The sequence below is a fragment of the Streptomyces mobaraensis genome (genome assembly GCF_020099395.1).
In the GTDB taxonomy this organism is placed as follows: domain Bacteria; phylum Actinomycetota; class Actinomycetes; order Streptomycetales; family Streptomycetaceae; genus Streptomyces.
Genome location: NZ_CP083590.1, coordinates 6,999,860 through 7,021,522, shown reverse-complemented (window position 1 = coordinate 7,021,522; position 21,663 = coordinate 6,999,860). Strand labels below are relative to the sequence as shown.

General features: G+C 75.6%; 23 protein-coding genes. 16 read left to right on the top strand and 7 right to left on the bottom strand.

Annotated elements, in window-relative coordinates:
• The first annotated feature begins 29 nt into the window (after window positions 1-29).
• From K7I03_RS31105 to K7I03_RS31090, 4 genes are all read left to right on the top strand, one after another.
• Window positions 30-2,444, top strand: coding sequence for a type I polyketide synthase (locus K7I03_RS31105; RefSeq protein WP_185941075.1), 2,415 nt, complete (start codon window positions 30-32; stop codon window positions 2,442-2,444).
• A gap of 18 nt (window positions 2,445-2,462) precedes the next feature.
• Window positions 2,463-2,774: an acyl carrier protein gene (locus K7I03_RS31100; RefSeq protein ID WP_185941076.1), complete on the top strand. Its 312-nt coding sequence runs from the start codon at window positions 2,463-2,465 to the stop codon at window positions 2,772-2,774.
• A 99-nt stretch (window positions 2,775-2,873) separates the two neighbouring features.
• Window positions 2,874-4,073, top strand: coding sequence for a MalY/PatB family protein (locus K7I03_RS31095; RefSeq protein WP_185941077.1), 1,200 nt, complete (start codon window positions 2,874-2,876; stop codon window positions 4,071-4,073).
• A 165-nt stretch (window positions 4,074-4,238) separates the two neighbouring features.
• On the top strand, window positions 4,239-4,877 hold the full coding sequence (locus K7I03_RS31090) for a 50S ribosomal protein L25/general stress protein Ctc (RefSeq protein ID WP_185941078.1): 639 nt from the start codon (window positions 4,239-4,241) through the stop codon (window positions 4,875-4,877).
• A 67-nt stretch (window positions 4,878-4,944) separates the two neighbouring features.
• Here the strand turns inward: K7I03_RS31090 and K7I03_RS31085 are convergent, their stop codons facing one another.
• Complete coding sequence (locus K7I03_RS31085; protein WP_185941079.1) at window positions 4,945-5,232, bottom strand: helix-turn-helix domain-containing protein; 288 nt, start codon at window positions 5,230-5,232, stop codon at window positions 4,945-4,947.
• An 81-nt stretch (window positions 5,233-5,313) separates the two neighbouring features.
• Here K7I03_RS31085 and map point away from each other — a divergent pair, with 81 nt between their 5' ends.
• The gene (gene map, locus K7I03_RS31080; RefSeq protein WP_185941322.1) at window positions 5,314-6,081 is read left to right on the top strand and encodes a type I methionyl aminopeptidase; all 768 of its coding nucleotides are present in this window, start codon (window positions 5,314-5,316) and stop codon (window positions 6,079-6,081) included.
• Here map and K7I03_RS31075 read toward each other — a convergent pair.
• On the bottom strand, window positions 6,068-6,835 hold the full coding sequence (locus K7I03_RS31075) for a Mut7-C RNAse domain-containing protein (protein ID WP_185941080.1): 768 nt from the start codon (window positions 6,833-6,835) through the stop codon (window positions 6,068-6,070). The genes map and K7I03_RS31075 overlap by 14 nt on opposite strands.
• A gap of 134 nt (window positions 6,836-6,969) precedes the next feature.
• On the opposite strand from K7I03_RS31075, the gene K7I03_RS31070 reads away from it, so the two are divergent.
• Both K7I03_RS31070 and K7I03_RS31065 read left to right on the top strand, forming a co-directional pair.
• Window positions 6,970-7,647, top strand: coding sequence for a lytic transglycosylase domain-containing protein (locus K7I03_RS31070; protein ID WP_185941081.1), 678 nt, complete (start codon window positions 6,970-6,972; stop codon window positions 7,645-7,647).
• A 139-nt stretch (window positions 7,648-7,786) separates the two neighbouring features.
• Window positions 7,787-8,611: a Tellurium resistance gene (locus K7I03_RS31065; protein ID WP_185941082.1), complete on the top strand. Its 825-nt coding sequence runs from the start codon at window positions 7,787-7,789 to the stop codon at window positions 8,609-8,611.
• Between the two features lie 67 nt (window positions 8,612-8,678).
• Here K7I03_RS31065 and K7I03_RS31060 read toward each other — a convergent pair whose 3' ends face one another.
• Both K7I03_RS31060 and K7I03_RS31055 read right to left on the bottom strand, forming a co-directional pair.
• Window positions 8,679-9,422: a tyrosine-protein phosphatase gene (locus tag K7I03_RS31060; RefSeq protein ID WP_185941083.1), complete on the bottom strand. Its 744-nt coding sequence runs from the start codon at window positions 9,420-9,422 to the stop codon at window positions 8,679-8,681.
• 73 nt (window positions 9,423-9,495) lie between these two features.
• A complete protein-coding gene (locus K7I03_RS31055; RefSeq protein WP_185941084.1) occupies window positions 9,496-10,059 on the bottom strand; it encodes a CGNR zinc finger domain-containing protein in 564 nt (187 codons plus the stop codon).
• 90 nt (window positions 10,060-10,149) lie between these two features.
• On the opposite strand from K7I03_RS31055, the gene K7I03_RS31050 reads away from it, so the two are divergent.
• The 7 genes from K7I03_RS31050 (at window position 10,150) to K7I03_RS31020 (ending at window position 16,422) form a co-directional block, all read left to right on the top strand.
• Window positions 10,150-10,674 carry a carboxymuconolactone decarboxylase family protein gene (locus tag K7I03_RS31050; RefSeq protein ID WP_224347300.1) on the top strand — a complete coding sequence of 175 codons (525 nt, stop codon included), beginning with the start codon at window positions 10,150-10,152 and terminating at the stop codon, window positions 10,672-10,674.
• Window positions 10,671-11,606, top strand: coding sequence for a phosphotriesterase family protein (locus tag K7I03_RS31045; RefSeq protein ID WP_185941085.1), 936 nt, complete (start codon window positions 10,671-10,673; stop codon window positions 11,604-11,606). Before K7I03_RS31050 ends, K7I03_RS31045 begins: the two co-directional genes overlap by 4 nt.
• 327 nt (window positions 11,607-11,933) lie before the next feature.
• Window positions 11,934-13,274, top strand: a complete 1,341-nt coding sequence (locus K7I03_RS31040; protein WP_224347299.1) for a sensor histidine kinase — start codon at window positions 11,934-11,936, stop codon at window positions 13,272-13,274.
• Entirely contained in the window at window positions 13,262-13,915 is a 654-nt protein-coding gene (locus K7I03_RS31035; protein ID WP_185941086.1) for a LuxR C-terminal-related transcriptional regulator, read from the top strand. The genes K7I03_RS31040 and K7I03_RS31035 overlap by 13 nt, the downstream gene beginning before the upstream one ends.
• 371 nt (window positions 13,916-14,286) lie before the next feature.
• Window positions 14,287-14,847, top strand: coding sequence for an SMI1/KNR4 family protein (locus tag K7I03_RS31030; RefSeq protein WP_185941087.1), 561 nt, complete (start codon window positions 14,287-14,289; stop codon window positions 14,845-14,847).
• A 209-nt stretch (window positions 14,848-15,056) separates the two neighbouring features.
• Window positions 15,057-15,665 carry a hypothetical protein gene (locus tag K7I03_RS31025; protein WP_185941088.1) on the top strand — a complete coding sequence of 203 codons (609 nt, stop codon included), beginning with the start codon at window positions 15,057-15,059 and terminating at the stop codon, window positions 15,663-15,665.
• A gap of 229 nt (window positions 15,666-15,894) precedes the next feature.
• Complete coding sequence (locus K7I03_RS31020) at window positions 15,895-16,422, top strand: DUF4142 domain-containing protein (RefSeq protein WP_185941089.1); 528 nt, start codon at window positions 15,895-15,897, stop codon at window positions 16,420-16,422.
• Window positions 16,423-16,523: 101 nt separating this feature from the next.
• Here the strand turns inward: K7I03_RS31020 and K7I03_RS31015 are convergent, their stop codons facing one another.
• Window positions 16,524-18,104, bottom strand: a complete 1,581-nt coding sequence (locus tag K7I03_RS31015; protein WP_185941090.1) for an LCP family protein — start codon at window positions 18,102-18,104, stop codon at window positions 16,524-16,526.
• A gap of 269 nt (window positions 18,105-18,373) precedes the next feature.
• Here K7I03_RS31015 and K7I03_RS31010 point away from each other — a divergent pair, with 269 nt between their 5' ends.
• The gene (locus K7I03_RS31010; protein ID WP_185941091.1) at window positions 18,374-19,813 is read left to right on the top strand and encodes an MFS transporter; all 1,440 of its coding nucleotides are present in this window, start codon (window positions 18,374-18,376) and stop codon (window positions 19,811-19,813) included.
• A gap of 215 nt (window positions 19,814-20,028) precedes the next feature.
• On the opposite strand, the gene K7I03_RS31005 is transcribed toward K7I03_RS31010, so the two are convergent.
• Window positions 20,029-20,409 carry an RNA-binding S4 domain-containing protein gene (locus K7I03_RS31005; RefSeq protein WP_185941031.1) on the bottom strand — a complete coding sequence of 127 codons (381 nt, stop codon included), beginning with the start codon at window positions 20,407-20,409 and terminating at the stop codon, window positions 20,029-20,031.
• Between the two features lie 56 nt (window positions 20,410-20,465).
• The gene (locus K7I03_RS31000) at window positions 20,466-20,741 is read right to left on the bottom strand and encodes a hypothetical protein (RefSeq protein ID WP_185941030.1); all 276 of its coding nucleotides are present in this window, start codon (window positions 20,739-20,741) and stop codon (window positions 20,466-20,468) included.
• A gap of 160 nt (window positions 20,742-20,901) precedes the next feature.
• Here K7I03_RS31000 and K7I03_RS30995 point away from each other — a divergent pair, with 160 nt between their 5' ends.
• A complete protein-coding gene (locus K7I03_RS30995) occupies window positions 20,902-21,387 on the top strand; it encodes a DUF1453 family protein (RefSeq protein WP_185941029.1) in 486 nt (161 codons plus the stop codon).
• The last annotated feature ends 276 nt before the right edge of the window (window positions 21,388-21,663 follow it).

The following is a 21,663-nucleotide window of genomic DNA, read 5'->3' as shown; positions in this document are numbered from 1 at the left end:
TGCTCGACCGAGGAAGGCTGATCATTTCCGTGGCGAACGAAGAGAAGCTGGTCGAATACCTCAAGTGGACCACCGCGGAGCTGCACCGGGCGCAGCGGCGGCTGCGCGACCTCGAGGCGGCCGGCCACGAGCCGGTCGCCGTCGTCGCCATGTCCTGCCGGCTCCCGGGCGGTACCCGCACCCCCGAGGACCTGTGGGAGCTGGTCGCCGAGGGGAGGGACGCCGTCACCGGCTTCCCCGGCGACCGTGCCTGGGACGTCCCCGAGGACCCCCCGTACGCCGAGCTCGGCGGCTTCGTGCCGGACGCCGCCGGCTTCGACGCGGGCTTCTTCGACATCAGCGCCACCGAGGCGCTGGCCACCGAGCCGCTGCAGCGGCTCATGCTCCAGCTCGCCTGGGAGACCGTCGAGCGCGGCCGCATCGCCCCGCACACCCTGCGCTCCACCCTCACCGGCGTCTACGTCGGTGCCACCGGCCACGACTACGCGACCCGCCTGGACAGCGCACCCGACGAGCTGCTGCCCTACCTCGGCGGCGGCACCTCGGGCAGCCTCGTATCCGGCCGGATCGCCTACGCGCTCGGCCTGGAGGGCCCCGCGATCACCGTGGACACGGCCTGCTCGTCCTCCCTGGTCGCCATCCATCTGGCCTGCCAGGCGCTGCGCCGCGGCGAGTGCGCGCTCGCCCTCGCCGGCGGCGGGACCGTCATGTCCACCCCCCACACCTTCCACGCCTTCGCCCACCAGAAGTCCCTCGCCGCCGACGGGCGTTGCAAGCCCTTCGCCGCGGCGGCGGACGGCATGGGGCTGGCGGAGGGCGCCGGCCTGGTCCTCCTGGAGCGCCTCGCCGACGCCCGGGCCAACGGCCACCCGGTGCTCGCCGTCATCCGGGGCTCCGCCCTGAACCAGGACGGCGCCGGCTACGGTCTGGCCGCCCCCAACGGCCCCTCGCAGCAGCACGTCATCCGGGCCGCCCTCGCCGACGCACGGCTCACCCCGGACGAGATCGACGCCGTCGAGGCCCACGGGACGGGCACCCCCATCGGCGACGCCATCGAGGCCCAGGCCCTCATCGCCACCTACGGCGCCCACCGTCCGGAGGAGCGGCCCCTGTGGCTCGGCTCCGTCAAGTCCAACACCGGGCACACCCAGGGCGCCGCCGGGACCGCCGCGCTCATCAAGATGGTCCAGGCCCTGCGGCACGGCGTCCTTCCGCGCACGCTCCACGTCGACCGCCCCACCCCGCTGGCGATGTGGAAGAAGGGAGCGGTGCGGCTGCTCACCGACCCGGTCGACTGGCCCCGCCGGGACCGTCCCCGGCGCGCCGGGGTCTCGGCGTTCGCCACCTCCGGGACCAACGCCCACCTCATCGTCGAGGAGGCCCCGGAACCCGCCGCGGCGACGGCGGGCGCCGCCGAGCCCGTCCCGCCCGGACGGCTCGTGGCCTGGCCGCTGTCCGCCCGTACCCCCGAGGCCCTGCGGGCCCTGGCGCGGGACCTCGTCGTACACCTGACCGGCGCGGACCCGGCGCCCACCCCCGCCGAGGTGGGCTACTCGCTGGCCGCCACGCGGACCACCTTCGAGCACCGCGCCGTCATCGTCGGCCGTGAGCACTCCGGGCTGCTCGCCGCGGCCGAGGCGCTGGCCGCCGGGGACGACCACCCGGACGTGGCCCTGAGCGCCCCCGACGAGTCTCCCAGGAAGACCGCCTGGCACTTCGGCGCCGAGGGGCCCTCCGCGCCCGCCCCGGCCGACGCCGGACTCCCCACGCACATCCCGGCTTTCACCGCCGCCCTCGACGAGGTCCGCGCCCTCCTGGGCACGCACCTCCCGGGCCCGCACCCCGGCCACGCCCCGCTCGGCCGCTTCGCCGCGCAGACCGCGCTCGCCCGGCTGCTCCTCGAGGCCGGGGCCCGCCCCCACACGGTCGCCGGGGAGGGCCTCGGCCACGTCGCCGCCGCGTACGCCGCCGGCGTCCTCACCCTCGACGACGCGTGCCGGCTCGCCGCCGCCCACGTCCGGGCCACGGCCGACGCCGCCCGGCCGCCCGCCGCGGAGGCGTACCGGGAGGCCCTGGAGGAGATCACCTGCCGGCCCGCCGCGCTCACGCTGACCGGCACCGCCCCGGACGACGCCGACGTCACCACGCCCGCCTACTGGCACCACCACCTCGACTCCCCCGCCCCCGCCGCGCTCCCCTCCCCCGACACCCACACCCTGATCCACCTGGGACGCGCTCCCGGGTCCGGAGGGCGCGTCCTGCTCGACGCCGGGCAGGACGCCGGCGAGGCGCTCCTGACCACCCTCGCCGGTCTCCACACCACCGGCACCACCGTCGACTGGGCCCCGGTCCTGCGGTACGCCGCCGAGCCGCGCACCGTCGACCTGCCGACGTACCCCTTCCGCACCACCCGCTACTGGCTGCACGACCACACCACCGTCTGACACCTCACAGGAGCATCCATGACCGCCGGCACCCCGGACCACGGAACCACCGAGATCGAGCGTCGGCTCGCGGAGGCCACTCCCGAGCAGCGCGAGAAACTCCTCACCGAGGTCGTCCGCACCGAGGCGGGCACGATCCTCGACACACAGCTCGACGACGACAGCAACTTCCTCGAGAACGGCCTCAACTCCCTCACCGCCCTCGAACTCACCAAGACCCTCATGGCGTTGACCGGGCTGGAGATCGCCATGGTCGCGATCGTCGAGAACCCCACCGCCGCCCAGCTCGCCCACCACCTCGCCCAGGAGCTCGCACACACGCCGTCGTGACGCGGCGCCGGGCCTCGGGAGCGCCCTCTCGCCGGGCGCTCCCGGCCGCGTCCTGGTGACGCGTCGTCAGCACGCGTCACCGGCGCGCACAATGACCCCATGTCGTCGAACGAGCACACCGACCCGCTGCGCGAGCTCTCCCTCGACCGGCTGCGCCGCCGTACGAGCGCCAAGTGGCGGACGTACCCGCCGGACGTCCTGCCGCTGTGGGTCGCGGAGATGGACGTGCCGCTCCCCGAGCCCGTGGCCCGGGTGCTGACCGAGGCCGTGGCCCTGGGCGACACCGGGTACGCGACGGGCGCGGGCTATGCCGAGGCGCTGGCGGGGTTCGCGCGGGAGCGCTGGGGGTGGGACGGCGTCGCACCGGACCGTACGGCGGTGGTGGCGGACGTGATGCGCGGCGTCGTCGAAGTGCTGCGGCTGGTGACCGGACCGGGCGACGCGGTGGTGCTCACCCCGCCCGTCTACCCGCCGTTCCACGCCTTCGTCGCGCACGAGGGACGGCGGGTCGTGGCGGCGCCGCTGGACGGCGCCGGACGACTGGACGCCGGCGCCCTGGAGGCGGCCTTCCGGGAGGCCGTGGCCGGCGGGCGGCGCGCCGCCCTGCTGCTGAGCAGTCCGCACAACCCGACGGGGACGGTCCACACGCGGCCGGAGCTCACGGCCGTCGCGGAGCTGGCGCGGCGGTACGGGGTGCGGGTCGTCGCCGACGAGATCCATGCCCCGCTGGTGCTGCCGGGGGCCGCGTTCGTGCCCTACCTGTCGGTGCCGGGGGCGGAGGACGCCTTCTCGGTCGTGTCCGCGTCCAAGGCGTGGAACCTGGCGGGCCTCAAGGCCGCCCTGGTCGTGGCCGGGCCGGAGGCCGCCGGTGACCTGCGCCGGATGCCGCCCGAGGCGAGCCACGGCCCCGGCCATCTGGGCGTGCTGGCCCACACCGCCGCCCTGCGGCACGCCGGTGACTGGCTCGACGCCCTGCTCGGCGGGCTGGACGCGAACCGCCGGCTGCTCGGCGACCTGCTCGCGCGGCACCTGCCCGAGGTGGGATACCTCCGCCCGCAGGGCGGCTACCTGGTGTGGCTGGACTGCCGGTCCACCGGCCTGGGCGACGATCCGGCCGCCGCCTTCCTGGAGCGCGGGCGCGTCGCGCTGACCCCGGGCCCGCCCTTCGGCGCGGGCGGCGCCGGCTACGTCCGATTGAACTTCGCCACCTCGCCGGAGGTGCTGGAGGAGGCGGTCCGCCGGATGTCCCGCACGGTCGAGCGGGAAAGCGGTGCGCCATCCGGCGCACAAAGCGGATGATGCGCCTCCGCCCCTGGGTACACTCGCCGCGCGTTGCTCGGCGAGGGAGGCCGTACTCATGGGGTGCGGCGATCCGTCCCGTCGCGCTCTCTTCGTACGGGTCTCCGGGGTCCGGGTGACGCTCACCGGACGGTCCGGAGACGACGACACACGAGGAGAGCAGTCATGGCCGAGGTCAAGCTGGCCGCCGAAACGCGCACCGATTTCGGCAAGGGCGCCGCCCGTCGCATCCGCCGGGAGGACAAGGTACCGGGAGTCATCTACGGCCACGGAGCCGATCCGAAGCACGTGACGCTCGACGGGCACGCCCTGATGATGGCGCTGAAGACGCCGAACGTGCTGCTCCGCCTGCAACTCGGCGGGAAGGGCGGCGAGTTGGTGATCCCCAAGGAGGTGCAGCGCGACCCGCTGAAGGGCTTCCTCGTCCACGCGGACTTCCTGGCCGTCAAGAAGGGCGAGAAGGTCACGGTCGAGGTGCCGGTGCACACCGAGGGCGAACTGGCCCCCGGCGGCAACCTGTTGGAGCACATGCTCAACGCGCTGCCCGTCGAGGCGGAGGCCACGCACATCCCGGAGGGGCTGACGGTGTCGATCGAGGGCCTGGAGGCCGGGCACACCGTCCGGGCGGGGGACGTGCCGCTGCCGCGCGGCACGACGCTGGCCGTCGACGAGAGCACGGCCGTGCTCCAGGTCGTCGCCGCGCAGACCGAGGCGCCGCCCGAGGAGGAGGAAGCGGAGGAGGAGGCGGGAGCGCCCGCCGAGGCGGCAGCGGCGGAGGCCGCCGCTCCGGCCGAGGAGTCCTGAGCCCGCTCACCATCGGACGCCGGACGGGCCCCACCGGCCCGTCCGGCGTTCTCCGCGCCCGAAGCGCCTACGCCGACAGCGCCACCCCGTCCTCCCCCGCGACGGCGCCCTCGTCCGGCTGCGCGGCGGCCGCCAGCGCGTCCAGGGAGATGCCGAGGGCCCCGGCCAGGGCCGCCACCGTGAAGAAGGCCGGGGTCGGGGCCCGGCCCGTCTCGATCTTGCGCAGGGTCTCCGCGGAGACGCCGGCCGCCGCGGCGACCTCCACCATGCTGCGGTCGCCCCGGGCCTGCCGGACCAGCGCGCCGAAGATCTCGCCGCGTCGGCGTTCCCAGGGGGTCAGAGGAGTTCTCACCATGACGGCAATACTAATACCGTGATATCAATACCGGGATACCAATACCGGTATGAGAATCGGGTGAGGGGAGCGTCGGAGGACATGGTCGAGATCAAGAGCGACGGCCAGCTGGAGGCGATGCGCGAGGCGGGCCGGGTGGTGGCCCGCGCGCTGGCCGCCGTACGGGAGGCGGCGGCCGTCGGGGTGAGCCTCCGGGAGCTGGACGAGGTGGCCCGCGGGGTGCTGGCGGAGGCGGGCGCGAAGTCGCCGTTCCTCGGGTACCAGCCGTCGTTCGCGCCGGTGCCGTTCCCCGGGGTGATCTGCACGTCCGTCAACGACGCGGTGGCGCACGGCATACCGACCGGCTACCGGCTGCGCGACGGCGACCTGCTCAGCGTCGACTGCGGGGCCCTGCTGGACGGCTGGGCGGGCGACGCGGCCGTCAGCTTCACCGTAGGGACGGCCCGGCCGGCCGACACCGAGCTCATCGCCCGCACCCAGGAGGCCCTGGACGCCGGCATCGCCGCCGCCCGCGCCGGCGGGCGCGTGGGCGACATCTCGCACGCCGTCGGCACCGTGGCGACGAAGGCGCGCTGCGGCATGCCGGCCGACTTCGGCGGCCACGGCATCGGCCGGGAGATGCACGAGGACCCCCACGTGCCCAACCGCGGCCGCCCGCGCCGGGGTTACCCGCTGCGACACGGGCTGGTGCTCGCGATCGAGCCGATGCTGATGGCCGGCGGGCGCGACGCCTACCGCACCGCCGACGACGGCTGGACGATGGTGACCACCGACGGCAGCCGCGCGGCCCACATCGAGCACACGGTGGCCGTCACGGACGACGGCCCCCGCATCCTCACCCTGCCGTGAGCGAACCCGCCTCGACCCCGGCCTCCGCGGCCCCGCCGAACTCCCGCAGCGCGTCCCGCACGATCGCCTCCAGCCGGGCGTGGTGCGCGCCCCGCCAGTACACGCGCTCGCAGGCCGCGCACTGCGCGAAGACGTCGTAGGTGCGGCGCGTGCCGTGCTCCAGGAGCTCGCCGACGGAGTCCTTGTCGGCGTCCCGGAGCTCCCCGTTGCAGGCGGTGCAGCGGGTCCACGGCGCGAGCGGCGGGGCGAACCGGCCGAGGACGTCGCGCAGTTGGTCGTCGGGCCGGTCGCTGTAGACGTACGCGCCGGCCCACAGCTCCCGGCGGCGCAGCAGGCCGCGGTCGCGGGAGAGCATCACCCGGCGTTCGGCTGCGGAGCGGGCGGCGAGGGCGGGGTCGCCGATGTCCTCGCTCTCGTAGGCGGCGTCGACGCCCAGCAGGCGCAGCCGCCGGGCCAGCGTCCCGAGGTGGACGTCGAGCAGGAAGCGCAGGGGCGCCCCGGGGACCCGCTGCGGGCGTTCGACCGCCCGCACCTCCACCGTCTCGCCCGCCGCCGGTACATGGGACACGGACACCTCGCGGCCGTCGACGAGCAGCCGGCCGGCCTCGGTGAGCGGCATGCCCAGCGACTCGATCACATGCCCGAGGGACGACGATCCGTCGGTGACGACGGTCATCCGCTCGGCCCGGCGTTCGGCGGGGACGAAGAGCCTCAGTTCGGGGGCGAAGGTCACGGTGATCTCGGGTCGGTTCACGGCATCAGCATGCCATGGGCGTCCCGTACGGCCGTACGCGGCCGTACCCGGCCGACCGCGGCCGGCCGCGCCCGCCCGGCCGGCTGTGTACGGTCGTGGCGGAGGGCCCGCAGCGACGCGTCAGGAGGAAGAACGTGAGGAAGCACCGCAGGCTCCGGTCGTCGTTGGCCGCCGCGGCCGTCCTGGCGGCCGTCGCCGGTGGGGCGACGGCGTGCGGCGGCGGGGACGACGGGAAGCCCCGGGACCGTACGGCGGCGTCGGGCCGCCCGTCGCCGGCGGACACCCCGATCGACCAGAAGTCCCCGGAGAAACCGGGCGGCGACCAGGACCCCGCCCGCTATGCCCCGCAGGTGAAGCGGTACGCCAAGGAAGCGGGCGTGAGCGCGCGGCTGGTGATGGCGATCCTCTACAACGAGGCGTACAAACCGCACGATCCGGAGTTCGAGAAGTCCTGGCAGAAGATGAAGCCGGACTCGGCGTTCGGGGTGGCCAACATGCACCGGGCCGCCTACGACGAGACGAAGCGGGGGCGCCCGTTCGCGGACCGCAGCTGGTTCGATCTGCCGGACGACCCGGCGCTGGCCATCCGGGCGGAGTCCTGGCACCTGCGCGACCTGGCCGCGCAGCTCCCGGAGTCCTGGCCGGGGCCGTACACCAAGGAGGAGCTGATGGCCCTCGGGTACAACGCGGGCGCGGGCAACATGGCGGCGTTCGCGCGCGGCGTCAAGCCCGGGCCGCAAGCCGGTTCGTACCTCGCGAACCTGCGCGGGAACTGGCCCAAGGCCGCGGCGGCGCTGCGCGGTTCCGGCTGAGCCGGCGGGCGACGCGCGCTCCGGTCGGTTCGCGGGCCGCCCATGTCCCCCGGCGGCCCTTCCGCGTTGCTCAGGGTGCGTGTCCGAGAGCGGGCGCGCACCGAGCGTCGTCGAGAGGCCGAGAGGGAGTCCGTCAGCCATGCGCCCACGTCCGCACCGGTTCCGCCGCCCCGCACCGGACGGCAAGGACCCGTCCGCCCGGAAAGCCGCGCCGCCCGCGGAGGAGGACGGCAGCCTATGGGCCTACCTGCGCGGCGGCGCACTCCGCCGGGAGGAGGCACGGCACGCCTTCGAGTGGGCCGCGCCGCACCACAAGCGCCTCTCCAAGGCCCACCCCACCGACTGGCTCACCCACCACGGCACCACCGGGGGCACCCTCCGCGTCAATCTCACCTGGAGCATGCACACCGGCCCGAGCGGGGACGGGCCCACGGGGCTGCTGCGCGGCCTGTTCGCCCCGCTCGGCGCGTCGGTGCAGGTGCACGGCCCGGCCGTGGTCTCCGCCGACCTCGACCTGGCCTGCCTCTACGAACTCACCGACGGCACCAAGGGCGTGGTGCAGCCGCTGGGCGGCTTCCACGGCGATCTGTACCGGCCGCCGTACATCTCGCTCAGCGCGGACAGTCGGTTCGGCGGCCCGATGGGCGAGACGCTGTACATCAACCTGGACAAGCGGGACGAGTTCCGGCGGATGCTGGTCTTCGTCTACAACTACGACTGCACGCCCGTCTTCGGCCGGGTGGACAGCGTGCTCACGTTCTATCTGCCGGACGGGCACCAGTTCGCCGTCGAGCTGAGGGAAAGGGTTCCGCAGGCCCGGTCCTGCGCCGTGGCGCTGATCGAGAACCGGCAGGGACACCTGACGGTGCGCCGGGAGGCGACATACGTGTACGGGTTCCAGTCGGACCTCGACCGGTTGTACGGGTGGGGGATGCGGTGGGCCCGGGGGCACAAGCGGCCGTGAGGAAGCCGGACGGGCCTCGCCCCCCGCCCCGCCCTCCGGCTACGGCTCCGCTCCGCCTCCGCTCCGGCTACCGCACGGGCACCGGTTCGAGCAGCCGCCGCCGCAGGGCCGTGACCAGGGCGTCGTCCACGCCGAGCACCCCGGCGGAGTACGCGTGCACGGATCCGTGCCGCCGGGCCAGGCCGTCCAGGAAGAGGCGCATCACGTCGGCGGGTGCCGTGCCGTAGCCGGGCCAGGTGAGTTCGCGTCCCGGGTGGCCGGCGCGCCAGTCGGCGACGAGCCGCTCGGTGGCGCGTGCGGTGAGGGTGAAGTCCTCGACGGCGTCGGCCTCTTCGACGCCCAGCAGGATCAGGACGAGGGCGGCCAGCAGTCCGGTGCGGTCCTTGCCTGAGGCGCAGTGGAAGACCACCGCGCCCTCCCCCGGCTCGGCGATCACGTCGAGGGCGCGGCGCAGCTCGGCGGCTCCGTCGTGGGCGACCTCCAGGTAGCGCTCGGCGAGGTAGGGGCCGGCGGCGACGTCCGGGCCGAGGGCGGCCTGGTCGTAGGGCCGGTGTTCGACGCTGAGGTTGTGCCAGGTGTAGGACGGGTGCTCGGGCGCCCGTCCGGCGGCGTCGATCTCCCAGGGGTAGCGGAGGTCGATGACGGTGCCGACACCCAGTTCCAGGAAGCGGTCCAGGTCCGCCCCGGCGAGCTTGCCGAGCGAGTCGGAGCGGTAGAGCCGGCCCCAGCGCACCACGGCTCCGTCCCGGGTGGGGTAGCCGCCCAGGTCGCGGAAGTTGTGCAGGCGCTCGAACGTCAAATGTCTGTCCATAGGCGGACCTTAGAGGCCCGGGCGCGGGGCCGCCGCGACGTGGATCACTCCCGATCCCTGCGACGTCCCCGCTTCACGTCTCCGCGCGGCGGCGTTCGCGGAGGGCGCGGACGCGGCCCCGGCTGGCGCAGGCCGGTGCGGGGCACCAGCGGCGGCGGCCGGAGGGGTTGGTGAAGAGGCCGCGGCAGTCGTGCTCCGGGCAGACGGCGAGCGTGCCGCGCTGCGGGCCGGTGAGGTGGTCGACGGCCTGGCGGGCGATCCGGGCGAGGGCGGCGCCGGCGTCCGCCGGGGGTTCGCGGCGCAGTCGGCCGGCGACGGTGAGGTGGACGGGGTCGGGCTGGTCCGCGAGGAAGCGGACGGTCTCCTCGACCGCGCCGGCGGGCGGGGTGCCGCCCTCGACGACGGGCAGGGCGAGGAGCCGCAGGTTCTCCCGTAAGGCGTGGGCCCGGGCCACGTCGGCCGACTCAGGGGGCCGGACGGGGATGAGTTCCGCGCGCTCGAACCACTCCCCCAGCCGCTCGGCGGTGGCGATGCGTTCGACCGGCCGGGCGCCGAACGTACGCCCCTTGGTCGCGAGGAAGTCGAGCCAGGTCGCGCCGAGGTCGAACCGGAAGGCCGGGTGCTCTTCTGCGGGCATGCCCCGATCGTAACGGCTGATGCGTTACATTGATCAAGATCAATGACGTAACGGTTCAGCCGTTACGTACTCAGGGGTGGGAGGAACGGAATGACGGAGGACATCGGTACGGAGCCGCGGGGGGCGGCGTTCGACCGTGCCGCGGGCTACCGGCTGCTGGAAGTGCTCCAGGACGAACGGACGCGGGAGGCGACGCTCCCCGCGCTGGAGGCGGTGGCCCCCGGGTTCGCCGACTGGATCGTCACCAGCCTCTTCGGCGGCACGTACCAGCGCGGCGGACTGTCCCTGCGCGACCGGCAGATCGCCAACCTGGCCGCGCTCGCCGCGCTGGGCGGCGTCGAGCCGCAGCTCGCCGGGCACGTCACCACGGGCCTGCGGGTGGGGCTGACGGCGGAGGAGATCGTCGAGGTCTTCGTCCACCTGGCCCCCTACATCGGGGTGCCGAAGGCGCTGGCCGGGCTGCGCGCGGCCGCACCGGCCCTGGCGGCCGCCGAGGCCGCCGAGGCCGCCGAGGCCGCCGAGGCCGCCGAGGCCGCCGAGGCCGCCGAGGCCGCCGAGGCCGCCGAGGCCGCCGAGGGCCCGAACGCCCGGCCCGCGGCGGGGGGTGCCGCGTGAACGCCGTCGTCCGGACGGTGCTCGGCGACGTCCCCGCGGACACGCTGGGCACGGTCGACGCCCACGACCACCTCTTCCTGCGGAGCCCCCTGCTTCCCGGCCAGGAGCTCGACGACCCGGCGGCGGCCGAGGCCGAACTGCGTGCCTTCGCCGCGGCGGGCGGCGACACGGTGGTGCAGTGGACGCCGCGCGGCATGGGGCGCCGGACGGCCGACGTCGTGGCGGCGTCCCGCGCCGCGGGCGTGCACGTCGTGATGGCGACCGGCATGCACCAGGCGGTGCACTACGCGCCCCCGCCGACCCCCGCCGAACTCGACGCTCTGGCGGGCAGGTTCATCGCCGATCTGACCTCGGCCCCGGTCCGCGCCGGGCTGGTCAAGGTCGCCGGCGGGTTCCACGGACTCGACGAGCACGCCCGGCGCACGATGACCGCCGCGGCCGAGGCGCACCACGCGACCGGCGCGCCCGTGGCCGTCCACCTGGAGCTGGGCACGGCGCCGCTGGAGGTGCTCGACCTGCTCTGCGGCACGCTCGGCATGCCGCCCGCGGCCGTCGTCCTCGGCCATCTGGGCCGCTGCCCCGACCTCCGCGTCCAGCGGGAGGCCGCCCGCGCGGGCGCGTTCCTGGCCTTCGACGGGCCCTCGCGCGCCCATCACGCCACCGACTGGCGGCTGTTCGACCAGCTCGCCGCCCTGGCCGACGCCGGGCACGCGGGGCAGCTGCTCCTCGGCGGCGACACCACGACGGCCGCCGCCCGGTCGGTCGACGGGGGCCCGGGCATGCCGTACCTGCTGCGGGTGCTCCGGCCGCGGCTGGCGCGGGAGTTCGGGGAGGAGTTCGTCGACCGGGTGTTCACCCGCAACCCGGCCCGAGCCTTCGCGCTGCGCCGCCCGGGGACGGGCGCGGGCGCGGGCCGCTCCGGCGGAGTGTGAGGGCGGGTTCCAGGGCCGGGGCCACGGAGCCGGCCACGGAACCCGATCGCGGAACCCGATCGCGGAACCCGATCGCGGAACCCGATCGCGGAACCCGATCGCGGACGGGCGGGGTGCCCCCTGCCCGTCCGCGGCCGCCCGCCGGGGGCCCGGGACACCGCGAACCCGCCCGCCCGGCAGGCGTTTCCGCCGGTGATAGCGTTGCGGACCGCGTACGCGGCAGGGCGCGGCGCGGCGCGACATGGCGTACGGACGGGCGGAGGGGGCGGCGTCGGCGCTCTCGGCGCGCGCCTCTTCCGTACGCGGAACGCGTGCGTAGAAAGCGGTGTGGACGACGCGACGGAGCGGGGGCCTGTGGGCGCGGCGGTACGAGGGCGGTTCCGGACACCCGGCCGGGAGGACCGGAAGGACCGGAAGGACCGGGAGGACCGGGAGGACCGGGAAGCCTGGCGGGCGTTCGTCCGCCGCCTCACCGCGTCCCTCCGCTACACGCTCTCCGCCGGGGCGACGGGCCTGCTCGCCCTGGTCTGCTGCGGCCCGTTGCTCGCCGTCGGCGCCCTGAGTCTGGCCGGGCCCGGGCTGTTCGTCCTGCCCTCAATACTGCGCGGGACGCGCCGGTTCGCCGACGTCCACCGCCGGCGGGCGGCGGCCTGGCTGGGCGCCGGCATCCCGTCGGCCGGCGGGACGCCCACCCGGCCGCGGGCCCTCCTGGCGGACCGCGCGACCTGGTCCGGCCTCGGCTGGCTGCTCCTGCACGCGCTCACCGGGACGGCCGTCGGCGCGCTCGCGCTGGGCCTGTGCGGCGGCGTGCTGAGCTGGCTGACGACGCCGCTGTGGTGGTGGGCCGTGCCCCGCGCGGAGTTCGCGGTGTGGGAGATCACCTCCTGGCCGGCGGCGCTGGCCGCCGTCGCCCTCGCCCCGGTGTACGCGGGCCTCGCCGGCCTGTTGCTGCCGGTGCTGGCCCGGGGCCACGCCGGGATGACCCGCGCGCTGCTCGGGCCGCGGCGCGGCCGGGCGTCACTGGCCCGCCGGGTCGAGGAACTGACCGTCTCCCGGGCCGAGGCCCTGGACGCGCACGCCGCCGAACTCCGCCGCATCGAGCGGGACTTGCACGACGGAGCACAGGCGGGCCTGGTCGCGGTCTCCCTGCGGCTGGGTCTGATCCGCCGCGCCCTGGAAGGACGGCCGGAGGCACTGCCCGAACTGGTCGACGCCACCCAGCGGTTGGCGGAGCAGACGCTGACGTCGCTGCGGGCGACCGTACGGGCCATCCACCCGCCCGTCCTCGACGACCACGGCCTGGCCGAGGCGGCCCGCGGACTGGCCGCGGCCTGCCCGGTGCCCACGGACCTCGACGTCGAGACCGTACCCCCGGGCACCCGGGCGCCGGCGGCCGTCGAGGCCGCCGCCTACTTCGTGCTCGCCGAGGCCCTCACCAACGTCGCCCGGCACAGCGGGGCCGCCCGCGCCGCCGTACGGCTGGCCGTCACCCCGCGCGCGATCCGCGTGAGCGTCCGGGACGACGGCCGGGGCGGCGCGGCGGAGGGCCCGGGCACCGGGCTGCGCGGCATCCGGCGCCGCGTCGCCGCCCTCGACGGCGTCACCGAACTGTCCAGCCCGCCCGGCGGGCCGACCCTGCTGCAAGTGGAGCTGCCGTGCGGATCCTGATCGCCGAGGACAACGTCCTGCTGCGGGAGGGGATTTCCCTCCTGCTGACCGGCGCCGGCCACGAGGTGTGCGCGTCCGTCGAGGACGGCGAGGCGCTGCTGCCCGCGCTGCTGCACCACCGCCCGGACGTCGCCGTCCTGGACGTCCGGCTGCCGCCCGGCTTCCGCGACGAGGGGCTGCGCGCCGCCGTCGCGGCCCGGGAGCGGATCCCCGGCCTGCCGGTGCTCGTCCTCTCGCAGTACGTGGAACAGGCGTACGCCTCACGGCTGCTCGCCGCCGGCGCTGGCGGCGTCGGCTACCTGCTCAAGGACCGGATCGGCCGGGTGGACGAGTTCCTGGACGCGCTGGACCGGGTCGCGGCCGGCCAGGCGGCGATGGACCCGGAGGTGATCTCGCAGCTGATGGTGCGGAGCACCCGGGCCGACCCGCTGGCGGCGCTGAGTCCCCGGGAGCGGGAGGTGCTGGCGCTGATGGCCGAGGGGCACGGCAACGCGGCCATCGGGGAGCGGCTGTTCATCGCCGAGACCTCGGTCAACAAGCACATCGGCAACATCTTCACCAAGCTCGGCCTCCCCACGGCGGACGGCGGCCACCGCCGCGTCCGGGCGGTCCTGGCCTGGCTTGAGGCGGAGGCACGATGACGGACGCCGGCAGCCGTGACGGTCCCGGCCGTGCGATTGGCCGATGCCGGCGAGCGCCGGCGTGCGCCGTGACCGTGACCGGCCGGACGGCGACGGGGGCCGCCGGCCCGCTCTCTGCCCCCGCCCTCAGCCGTCAGTGGCCGTGATCGGCGGGCCCCGCCCGGCCGCCACCGACCGGACGACGACCGTGACCACCGCCGGCCGGACGGTGACCGGAACCGACGGGCCGCGGGGAACCCCACCCGGACCGAACGGGACCGGCGCGGGACGCCCTCAAACCCGTAAGGCACTGCCCCCGCCCGCCCCCGCACCGGCCCTCCCCTCCCGCCCGTCCGTCCGTCCGCCACCCGTCACATCCATCCGGAGGACCCGTGCTCCCCGCCGTCGCCCGCCTCGCCCGGCTCGTCCCGCCCCCCGCCCCACCGCGCCCGCACGATTGGTCAGGGGTCGAGGCACGGCTGGGCAGCGCTCTCCCCGCCGACTACCGGCAGCTCGTCGACCTCTACGGAGGCGGCTTCTTCGCGTTCCCGGACGACTGCCGCGACCAGGAGATCCGGCTCCTGGCCCCTGGGCAGGAAGAGCCGCACAACGACCTCGTCGCCCAGTCCGCGGAGCGCGCCGAGATCCTCGCCGACCTGTGGGAGCAGGGCGAGCCCCGGCCGGCCGAGCTGCGGGCGGCGGGCAGTGCCGTCCTGCCCTTCGCCTACGTGGAGGGCAACGGCCACTTCCTCTACTGGCTCCTCCGGCCCGGCACCGCGCCGCACGACTGGACGGTGATCCTCAACGAGGGCCGGGGCCCGGAGTGGGAGCACTACGGCGTCCCGGCCGCCGACTTCCTCCTCGGCGTCCTCACCGGCACGACCGACTCCTCCTACTTCGACCCTCCGACGCGGACCCCCAGGTTCCTCCCCGACAGCGCCCCCCGTCACTGACAGCTCGTCATGGGACAAGTGCCCCGTTCAGCCCAGAGCGGGCCGACGAACTCACGAGATGTCAGCTGACCGACCGACACCTGATGGGGCGTCGGCCAAAGAACCGACGGGCCATCAGCTGACACACCATCGCACCCATCTCTCCGTTTGCGGCCCTCCGGGACCGGTCGCAGGGTGGCGCCAGGATCCCCTCTCCGAAGGAGCACCCGATGGACGCCCTCCGCAGAACCGGTCTTCTCACGGCGGCGGCCCTGTGCGCAGCCCTCGCCGCCGTCCCCGCCCTCGCCGACGCCCCGCCCACCGTCGCCGTCCCCGCGGGCGCGCCCGTGCCGTCCGGCAGTCCGGCGCCCGGCGCCGTCGCGCTGTCCACGGCGCCGCTGCCGGTCGCCGAGGCGGGGGCCGCCGGCGGTCCTGACGCGCTGCGCCGGGTCGCGGCGGACGCCCTGCGGGTGCTGGACCAGGACGCCATCGGGCAGCGCGCCGCCGAGGCCGCCGCCGCGTGCGGGGCCGTGCGGAGCCCGTCGGCCGAGCAGCGCCGGGCCTGCGACGCGGTACGGGAACGGCTCGACGTGCTGATCGCGGCCCGCACGGGACTGCGGGAGCAGGCCGCGGCGGCCGCCCCGGACCGGGCCGCCGTCGCCCGGATCGTGGCGGACGCCCAGCGGGTACGGGACGAGCTCGCCCCGCGCGCCGCCGACGGCGCCGGGGACACCGGCGGCCTGCTGTCGCTGGTCACCAAGCTGCTGGGCGTCCTCGCCAACCTGACGACCGGTCTCATCGGCACCCTGACCGGCCTGGTGACGGGCCTCTTCGGCTGACCGCCCCCGACCCGGCCGACCGCCCCCGGCCCGGCGGGCCGGACCCCCATACCCCCGATCGCCCGAAAAGAACGCCGCCAAATGGCGGGACGGACGGCGTCCGGCAGGTCAACGGCCCTGTGCCGGGTGCATTGTTCAGCTCCGTGAGGGGCCGCGACGGGCGGCCCTCGGCCGGACGGGCCCGCGCGCGCGGTGTGCCGCGGGCCGACGACGAACGGAGCAGCGAACGATGCGTATGCGACACCGGGCCACGACGGCGCTGGCGGTCCTCACCCTCGCCATGGGGCCGGCCGGTACGGCCCTCGCCACGGACGCCCTCGACGACGCCTTCCTCGGCGCGGTGCACCAGGGCAACATGGCCGAGATCGCCGCCGGCGGCGACGCGCAGAAGAACGCCGTGTCGATGTGCGTGCGGGAGACCGGGAAGGTGCTGGTCCGCGACCACACGCTGCTGGACAGGGGGGTCGAGGAGCTCGGCCGCAAGCTGAAGGTGGCGCTGCCCCGCTCGGTCACCCCGAAGCAGGAGCAGGAGCTGAAGGAGATCCGGAAGAAGGCGCGCACCCGCGCCTACGACAACCTCTGGCTGCGGGCCCAGGACACCGCGCACGTCCAGACGCTGGACCTGCTGGACGCCGAGGCGGCGCGCGGCAAGGACGCGACGGTCCGGGAGGCGGCCAAGAAGGCGCGGCCCATCGTCGCCAAGCACCTGGACATGGTGCGCGACTGCATGATGCATATGCCGCCGCGGCACCGGTAGCCGATACGGCCGGTACCTCCGGCACGTCCGGCGACAACCCCCTGACGACCGCGGGGCCCGCGAGGGCGGCCCCGCGGTCGTCGCGTTCCGCGTTCTCTCCGTCAGTCGACGCAGGTGACGCCGCCCATCCGCACGGACGGGCCGTGGAACGCGTCGTCCGGCATCCGGCCGTTCGCGTCCTGGAGGAGCGGCCGGGCGGAGGTGTCGCCCTCCGGCCGCGGGGTGCGGGGGGCGGTGCCGAGGGTGACGACGACGTGCCGGGCGGGGACCGCGGAGTCGCGGAGCGGGTCGGTGCCGAGGCGGGCGGCGATGTGGCGGGCGGCGGCGTCCGCGCCGTCGCCGTGGGTGACGGTGGTGGCGGTGGCGCCGGGGGCGTTGGCGATCCGCCCGGGGGTGTAGCCGAGGGCGGCCAGGGCCCGGGACTCGGCGGCCGCGGCGCCCGGCACCCCGGAGGCGTTGCGCACCTCGACGGTGGTCGAGGACGCGTCGGCCGGGAGGGTGGGGGCGGGAGCGGCGGAGGGGGCGGGCTCGGGGGGCCGCCGGTGGTCGGTCATGGCTCGGACGATGCCGCGGATCCGCTCGGGGTCGACGAGGTTGACGGCCTCCCCCTTGCGGCTGGCGAACCCGGCGATGGGCAGGGTGTGGAACTCGGCGTTGCCGCCGGTGAGATTGGGGACCTGCTGGGCGAAGTCGAGGAGGTCCCACTGGTCGTCGAGGACGACGTCCTTCTTGACGACGTCGAGGAGCCCTTCGAGCTTGTCCAGGTCCCCCCAGGCGCCCTGGGAGGTGAGCTTGTGCATCACGGAGGAGAGGAACGCCTGCTGCCGGTGGGTGCGGTCGAGGTCGCCGTTGACCAGGCCGTGCCGCTGCCGGACGAAGGCGAGGGACTGGCGGGCGTCGAGCTCCTGGCGCCCGGCCGGGAAGTCCGCGCCGGAGTAGTGGTCGTGGACGGCGTGGCGCAGGCACACCGGGATCGGCTGCAGCACCTTGGCGATGTCGTAGAAGCCGAGCAGGTTGACCTCGGCGAAGTGGTCGATGGGGACCCCGAGGAAGTCCTGGACCGTCGCGAGGGTCGTCTCCCGGCCCGCCTCGCGGCTGCGGTGCTCCAGCTCGGCGCCCCTGACACCCTCGGCGGCCAGCCGGTCCTCGGCCTCGGCCTTGGCGATCCCGTACGCCTCCTTGATCTTGTGCTCGCCGCGTCCGCCGGCGACCGTGACGTAGTCGTCGCGGGGGATGGAGAACGCGGTGACGCGGCCGCCGCCGGCCGGGATGTGCATCAGGATCAGGGTGTTGGTGTTGTAGCCGCCGATGGCGCTGGAGCCGGCGTGCAGTTCGTCCTGGACGAACTGCCGGGGCAGGTCGCGGCCGTTCATGTCCTTGCGGCTGTCGAGGCCGATCAGCAGGACGTTGACGGAGTCGTCGAGCTTGCGCGGCGCCTTCTCGCGCAGGGCGTCGAGCGCCCGGGAGGTGGTCAGGCCGTCGCCGATCCAGTGGCCGGCGAGCCAGCCGGTGCCGGCGACCGCGAGGACGGCGGCCGAGGCCAGGCAGACGCCGATCCGGGCGGCGTGGCCCGGGCTGCGGGCGGGCCTGCCCGGGTGCCGGGCGGGTCTCGCCCGGCCGTCGGTTCCCCGGTGCCCGTTCCTGCCCCCGCGGGGTTCGCGGTTGCCGCGGGGGTCGCGCATCGCCCGCCCTTCCTGCCGTGCCGTCGCCGGCGGGCGGTCATCGGCGACCCGTACCCGCCCGCCCGCTCAACGAGCCAGGCGGGGGTCCGGTGACGGCCGCGGCCGGAGCGGCGTGTTCCGGAGGCCGTACGTCCGACAGGCGAGCGGCCGTACGTCCGACAGGCGCCCGCCGAACCCCCGTTCGCGGCGGGGACGGGAGCGGCGCTAGCGTCGGAGGTGGTCGGACACCGCGCCCGGGAGGGCCGGCGCGGCGCGGAGGAGGAACAGGCATGGACGGTCGTCCCGCCCCGCGGGTGCCGCAGCGGCGGCGGCTCCCGGCGGTGCTGTCCGAGGAACGGCCGAGGCCGCGGCGGATACGGGAGCGGCCAGGGGCCTGGCGGCTGGCGGTGGCGACGGTGTGTTTCGGCGCCTTCATGGGGCAGTTGGACGCGAGCGTGGTCACCCTCACGTACCGCGGCCTGAGCGCCGAGTTCCACGCCTCGACGGCCGCCGTGGAGTGGGTGTCGCTCGCCTACTTGCTGACGTTGGTGGCGCTGCTGGTGCCGGTGGGGCGGCTGGCCGACGTCCACGGCCGCAAGCTGTTCTACCTGCACGGGTTCGCGCTGTTCACCGTGGCCTCGGCAGGCTGCGGGCTGGCGCCCTCGCTGGCCGTGCTGGTCGGGGCGCGGGTGGCGCAGGCCGTGGGGGCGGCGATGATGCAGGCGAACAGCGTGGCCCTGGTGACCACCAGCGCGCCGCGCGGCCGGCTGCGGGCGGCGCTGGGTGTGCAGGCGGCGGCCCAGGCGCTGGGGCTGGCCCTGGGGCCGACGATCGGCGGGGCGCTGGTGTCGGCGGTCGGCTGGCGCTGGGTGTTCGCGGTGAACGTGCCGGTGGGCGTCGTCGCGCTGGTGGCCGGGCGGTACCTGCTGCCCCGGACCCGCGGCCGCGCCCCGTCCGGCGGCTTCGACCCGCTGGGCCCGGTGCTGCTGGCCGCCTCCACGACCGCGCTGCTGCTGGGCCTGTCCGCCGCCTCCGGACTGCCGTTCCCCGGCTGGTCGGTGGCCGTGCTGCTGGTCCTGTCGGTGGTCGCCGGCTGGGCCTTCCTGTCGCGCTCGCGCTCCCGGCCCCGGCCGCTGCTCGACCCGGCGCTGCTGCGCTCGCGGACGGTCGCGGCGGGGCTCGCGGGGGCGCTGTGCGACTACCTGGTGCTGTTCGGACCGCTGGTGCTGGTGCCCGCGGCCCTCACGGCCGAGGGGGCGTCGGAACTCCTGGCCGGCCTGGTGCTGACCGCCCTCCCCGCGGGCTTCGCCCTGGCCGCGACCTGCGCGGAGCGCGTCCTGCCGGCCGGGCTGTCGGACCGGGCGCGCTGTGTACTGGGCGCGCTCGTCTGCCTCACGGCGCTGGCGGTGTTGGCCGTCCTGCCGCTGACCGCGTTCCCCCTGGTCCCGCTGCTGGCACTGCTCGGCCTGGGACTGGGCGTCTACACGCCGGCCAACAACGCGACGGTGATGGCGGCGCTCCCCACGCACTCCGCCGGCACCGGCGGCGGCCTGATCAACATGGCCCGGGGGCTGGGCACGGCCCTCGGTATCGCCCTGGTCACTCTGACCCTCCACCTCGCCGGGGAGGCGGGGGCCCGGTGGGCCGTGGTGGCGCTCCTGCCGTTCGCGGGGCTGGCGTTGGCGGCGTCGCTCGGGCCGGCGCGGAAGCGGGCCGGAAGGCGGGGGTAGTCGCCTGCGGCGGGCGGGTGCCCCGGTCCCTCAGAGGGGGCACCCCCATTCACCGTTTCCTGCCGGACGGGCTGGGTGGTGCCTGAGGTGGCACTTTCAGCCCGTCCGGCGTTTGAGGACAACCGCGCGGAGCGCGGTTTCGGGCGTGCGGGGGCTCGCCCCCGCAAGAAACGGTGAATGGGGGTGCCCCCTTTGGGGGAGGGACCGGGGCGCCCCTAAGGCCGGCCCCGCAGCTGCTCCATCTCGCGACGCTCCCGCTTCGTCGGCCGCCCCGCGCCGCGGTCCCGCACGCCCATTGCGGCGATCACCTCGCGTGGCGGCGCCGGCGGGCTGTTGTCGATGTAGCACTCGGCGGCCGCCGGGGCACCGACCCGCTTGCGCACCAGCCGGGAGACGACGACGATCCGCTCCCGTCCGGCGTGGAAGAGCCGTACCTCGTCACCGGTCTTCAGCGGCTGGGCGGGCTTGGCGCGCTCCCCGTTGATCTTGACGTGTCCGGCCCGGCAGGCCGTGGCGGCCAGCGAGCGGGTCTTGGTGAGCCGTACCGACCAGATCCAGCTGTCGACGCGTACGGGGCCCTCGTCTCCTGCAACCATGTCCCCGACTCTATGCCAGCGGCCCGCGGGACGAACGGCCGGACCGGAAGGGCGCGTCAGAGGGACAACGACACGGCCTGCACCGCCAGAACCACGTGCAACAGCAGACACGTCACCCAGTCCGAGGCCCGCCGTATGCCGCCGCGGACCACGCTCACCCAGCCCGCCACCGTCAGCGCGGCGGCCAGCCCCCAGACCGTCCAGGCCGCGGCGAGCCAGGGTGCCGAGCGGTCGGACATGATCCGGATGAGCAGGGCGGGTGCGAGGACGAGCAGGGGGACGGACCACGTCGCCTCGGTGCGTCTGTCGTCACGGATGTCGCCGACCGTCATCGCGGCTCTTCCTTCCGTCCGGGCGTGCGAGGGGCTTCGCCTGAGAGTGCGTCCATGCATACACGGCGTGACCGGCGGGGCGCCGCGCGGGGGTCGGTTGTTTTGGTAGCACAGTCGCGCTACATTTTTTTTGGCATCACTGCGCTAAATAGGAGGTCCTGTGCACGGCTGGCCGCTCGTCGCCCTCATCGCCGTCGTGGTCGTGATCGTCGTCGTCCGGCGGCTGAGGGGAGAACCGCTCAACGCGCGGGACCTGGCGGCCCCGCCGGTGATCCTGCTGACGATCGGCGTCGTCACGCTGGTCAAGGCGGACACGGTGACCGCGGCCGACTACGCCTGGGTGGTGCCGGGCGCCCTGCTCGGCGCCGGGCTCGGCGCGCTGCGCGCGTCCACCGTGCGGATCTTCGAACGGGACGGGGTGCTCTGGCAGCGCTACACCGGCCGCACCTTCCTCGTGCTGGCCGGCTCCCTGGCCGTCATGGCGGCCTACGGCTTCCTGGCCGCGCGGGCCGGCATGCACCCGGAGGCGCGGCCGGCCCAGCTGACGGTGGGGGTGAGCTTCCTCGGGGAGTCGCTGGTGCTGGGCTGCCGGGGGCTGCGGACGGGGATCCCGTTCGCCCCGGAGAAGGAGCGCCGCGCGCGCTGAGCGGCTCCCCCGGTCCGCCGGGCGGGGGACGGCGGGTTCCCCCTGCCCGTCCCCCGCCCGGCGGACCGGCCCGCGGCCGGCCCCCGCCTAGCCTGGACGGTCCCGGTGGCGCGACGGCCCCGGCCCCCGGCGGCGCGGACGCCGCGCCGGGCGCCTCCCCGACCGTCCCACCGGAGCCGATCCCGCGACCTCTCGCACGGAACGGAGAATTCCGATGCCGCCTACGCCCCATACGCCTGGTAAGACCCAGAACCCTCATACGGCCCGGCACCGAGC

Bases quoted from the DNA above. Each gene is read 5' to 3' on its own strand.
- K7I03_RS31100 (WP_185941076.1), top strand. From the start codon at position 2,463: ATGACCGCCGGCACCCCGGACCACGGAACCACCGAGATCGAGCGTCGG.
- K7I03_RS31095 (WP_185941077.1), top strand. From the start codon at position 2,874: ATGTCGTCGAACGAGCACACCGACCCGCTGCGCGAGCTCTCCCTCGAC.
- K7I03_RS31090 (WP_185941078.1), top strand. From the start codon at position 4,239: ATGGCCGAGGTCAAGCTGGCCGCCGAAACGCGCACCGATTTCGGCAAG.
- K7I03_RS31085 (WP_185941079.1), bottom strand. From the start codon at position 5,232: ATGGTGAGAACTCCTCTGACCCCCTGGGAACGCCGACGCGGCGAGATC.
- map (WP_185941322.1), top strand. From the start codon at position 5,314: ATGGTCGAGATCAAGAGCGACGGCCAGCTGGAGGCGATGCGCGAGGCG.
- K7I03_RS31065 (WP_185941082.1), top strand. From the start codon at position 7,787: ATGCGCCCACGTCCGCACCGGTTCCGCCGCCCCGCACCGGACGGCAAG.
- K7I03_RS31060 (WP_185941083.1), bottom strand. From the start codon at position 9,422: ATGGACAGACATTTGACGTTCGAGCGCCTGCACAACTTCCGCGACCTG.
- K7I03_RS31055 (WP_185941084.1), bottom strand. From the start codon at position 10,059: ATGCCCGCAGAAGAGCACCCGGCCTTCCGGTTCGACCTCGGCGCGACC.
- K7I03_RS31050 (WP_224347300.1), top strand. From the start codon at position 10,150: ATGACGGAGGACATCGGTACGGAGCCGCGGGGGGCGGCGTTCGACCGT.
- K7I03_RS31025 (WP_185941088.1), top strand. From the start codon at position 15,057: ATGGACGCCCTCCGCAGAACCGGTCTTCTCACGGCGGCGGCCCTGTGC.
- K7I03_RS31020 (WP_185941089.1), top strand. From the start codon at position 15,895: ATGCGTATGCGACACCGGGCCACGACGGCGCTGGCGGTCCTCACCCTC.
- K7I03_RS31015 (WP_185941090.1), bottom strand. From the start codon at position 18,104: ATGCGCGACCCCCGCGGCAACCGCGAACCCCGCGGGGGCAGGAACGGG.
- K7I03_RS31010 (WP_185941091.1), top strand. From the start codon at position 18,374: ATGGACGGTCGTCCCGCCCCGCGGGTGCCGCAGCGGCGGCGGCTCCCG.
- K7I03_RS31005 (WP_185941031.1), bottom strand. From the start codon at position 20,409: ATGGTTGCAGGAGACGAGGGCCCCGTACGCGTCGACAGCTGGATCTGG.
- K7I03_RS31000 (WP_185941030.1), bottom strand. From the start codon at position 20,741: ATGACGGTCGGCGACATCCGTGACGACAGACGCACCGAGGCGACGTGG.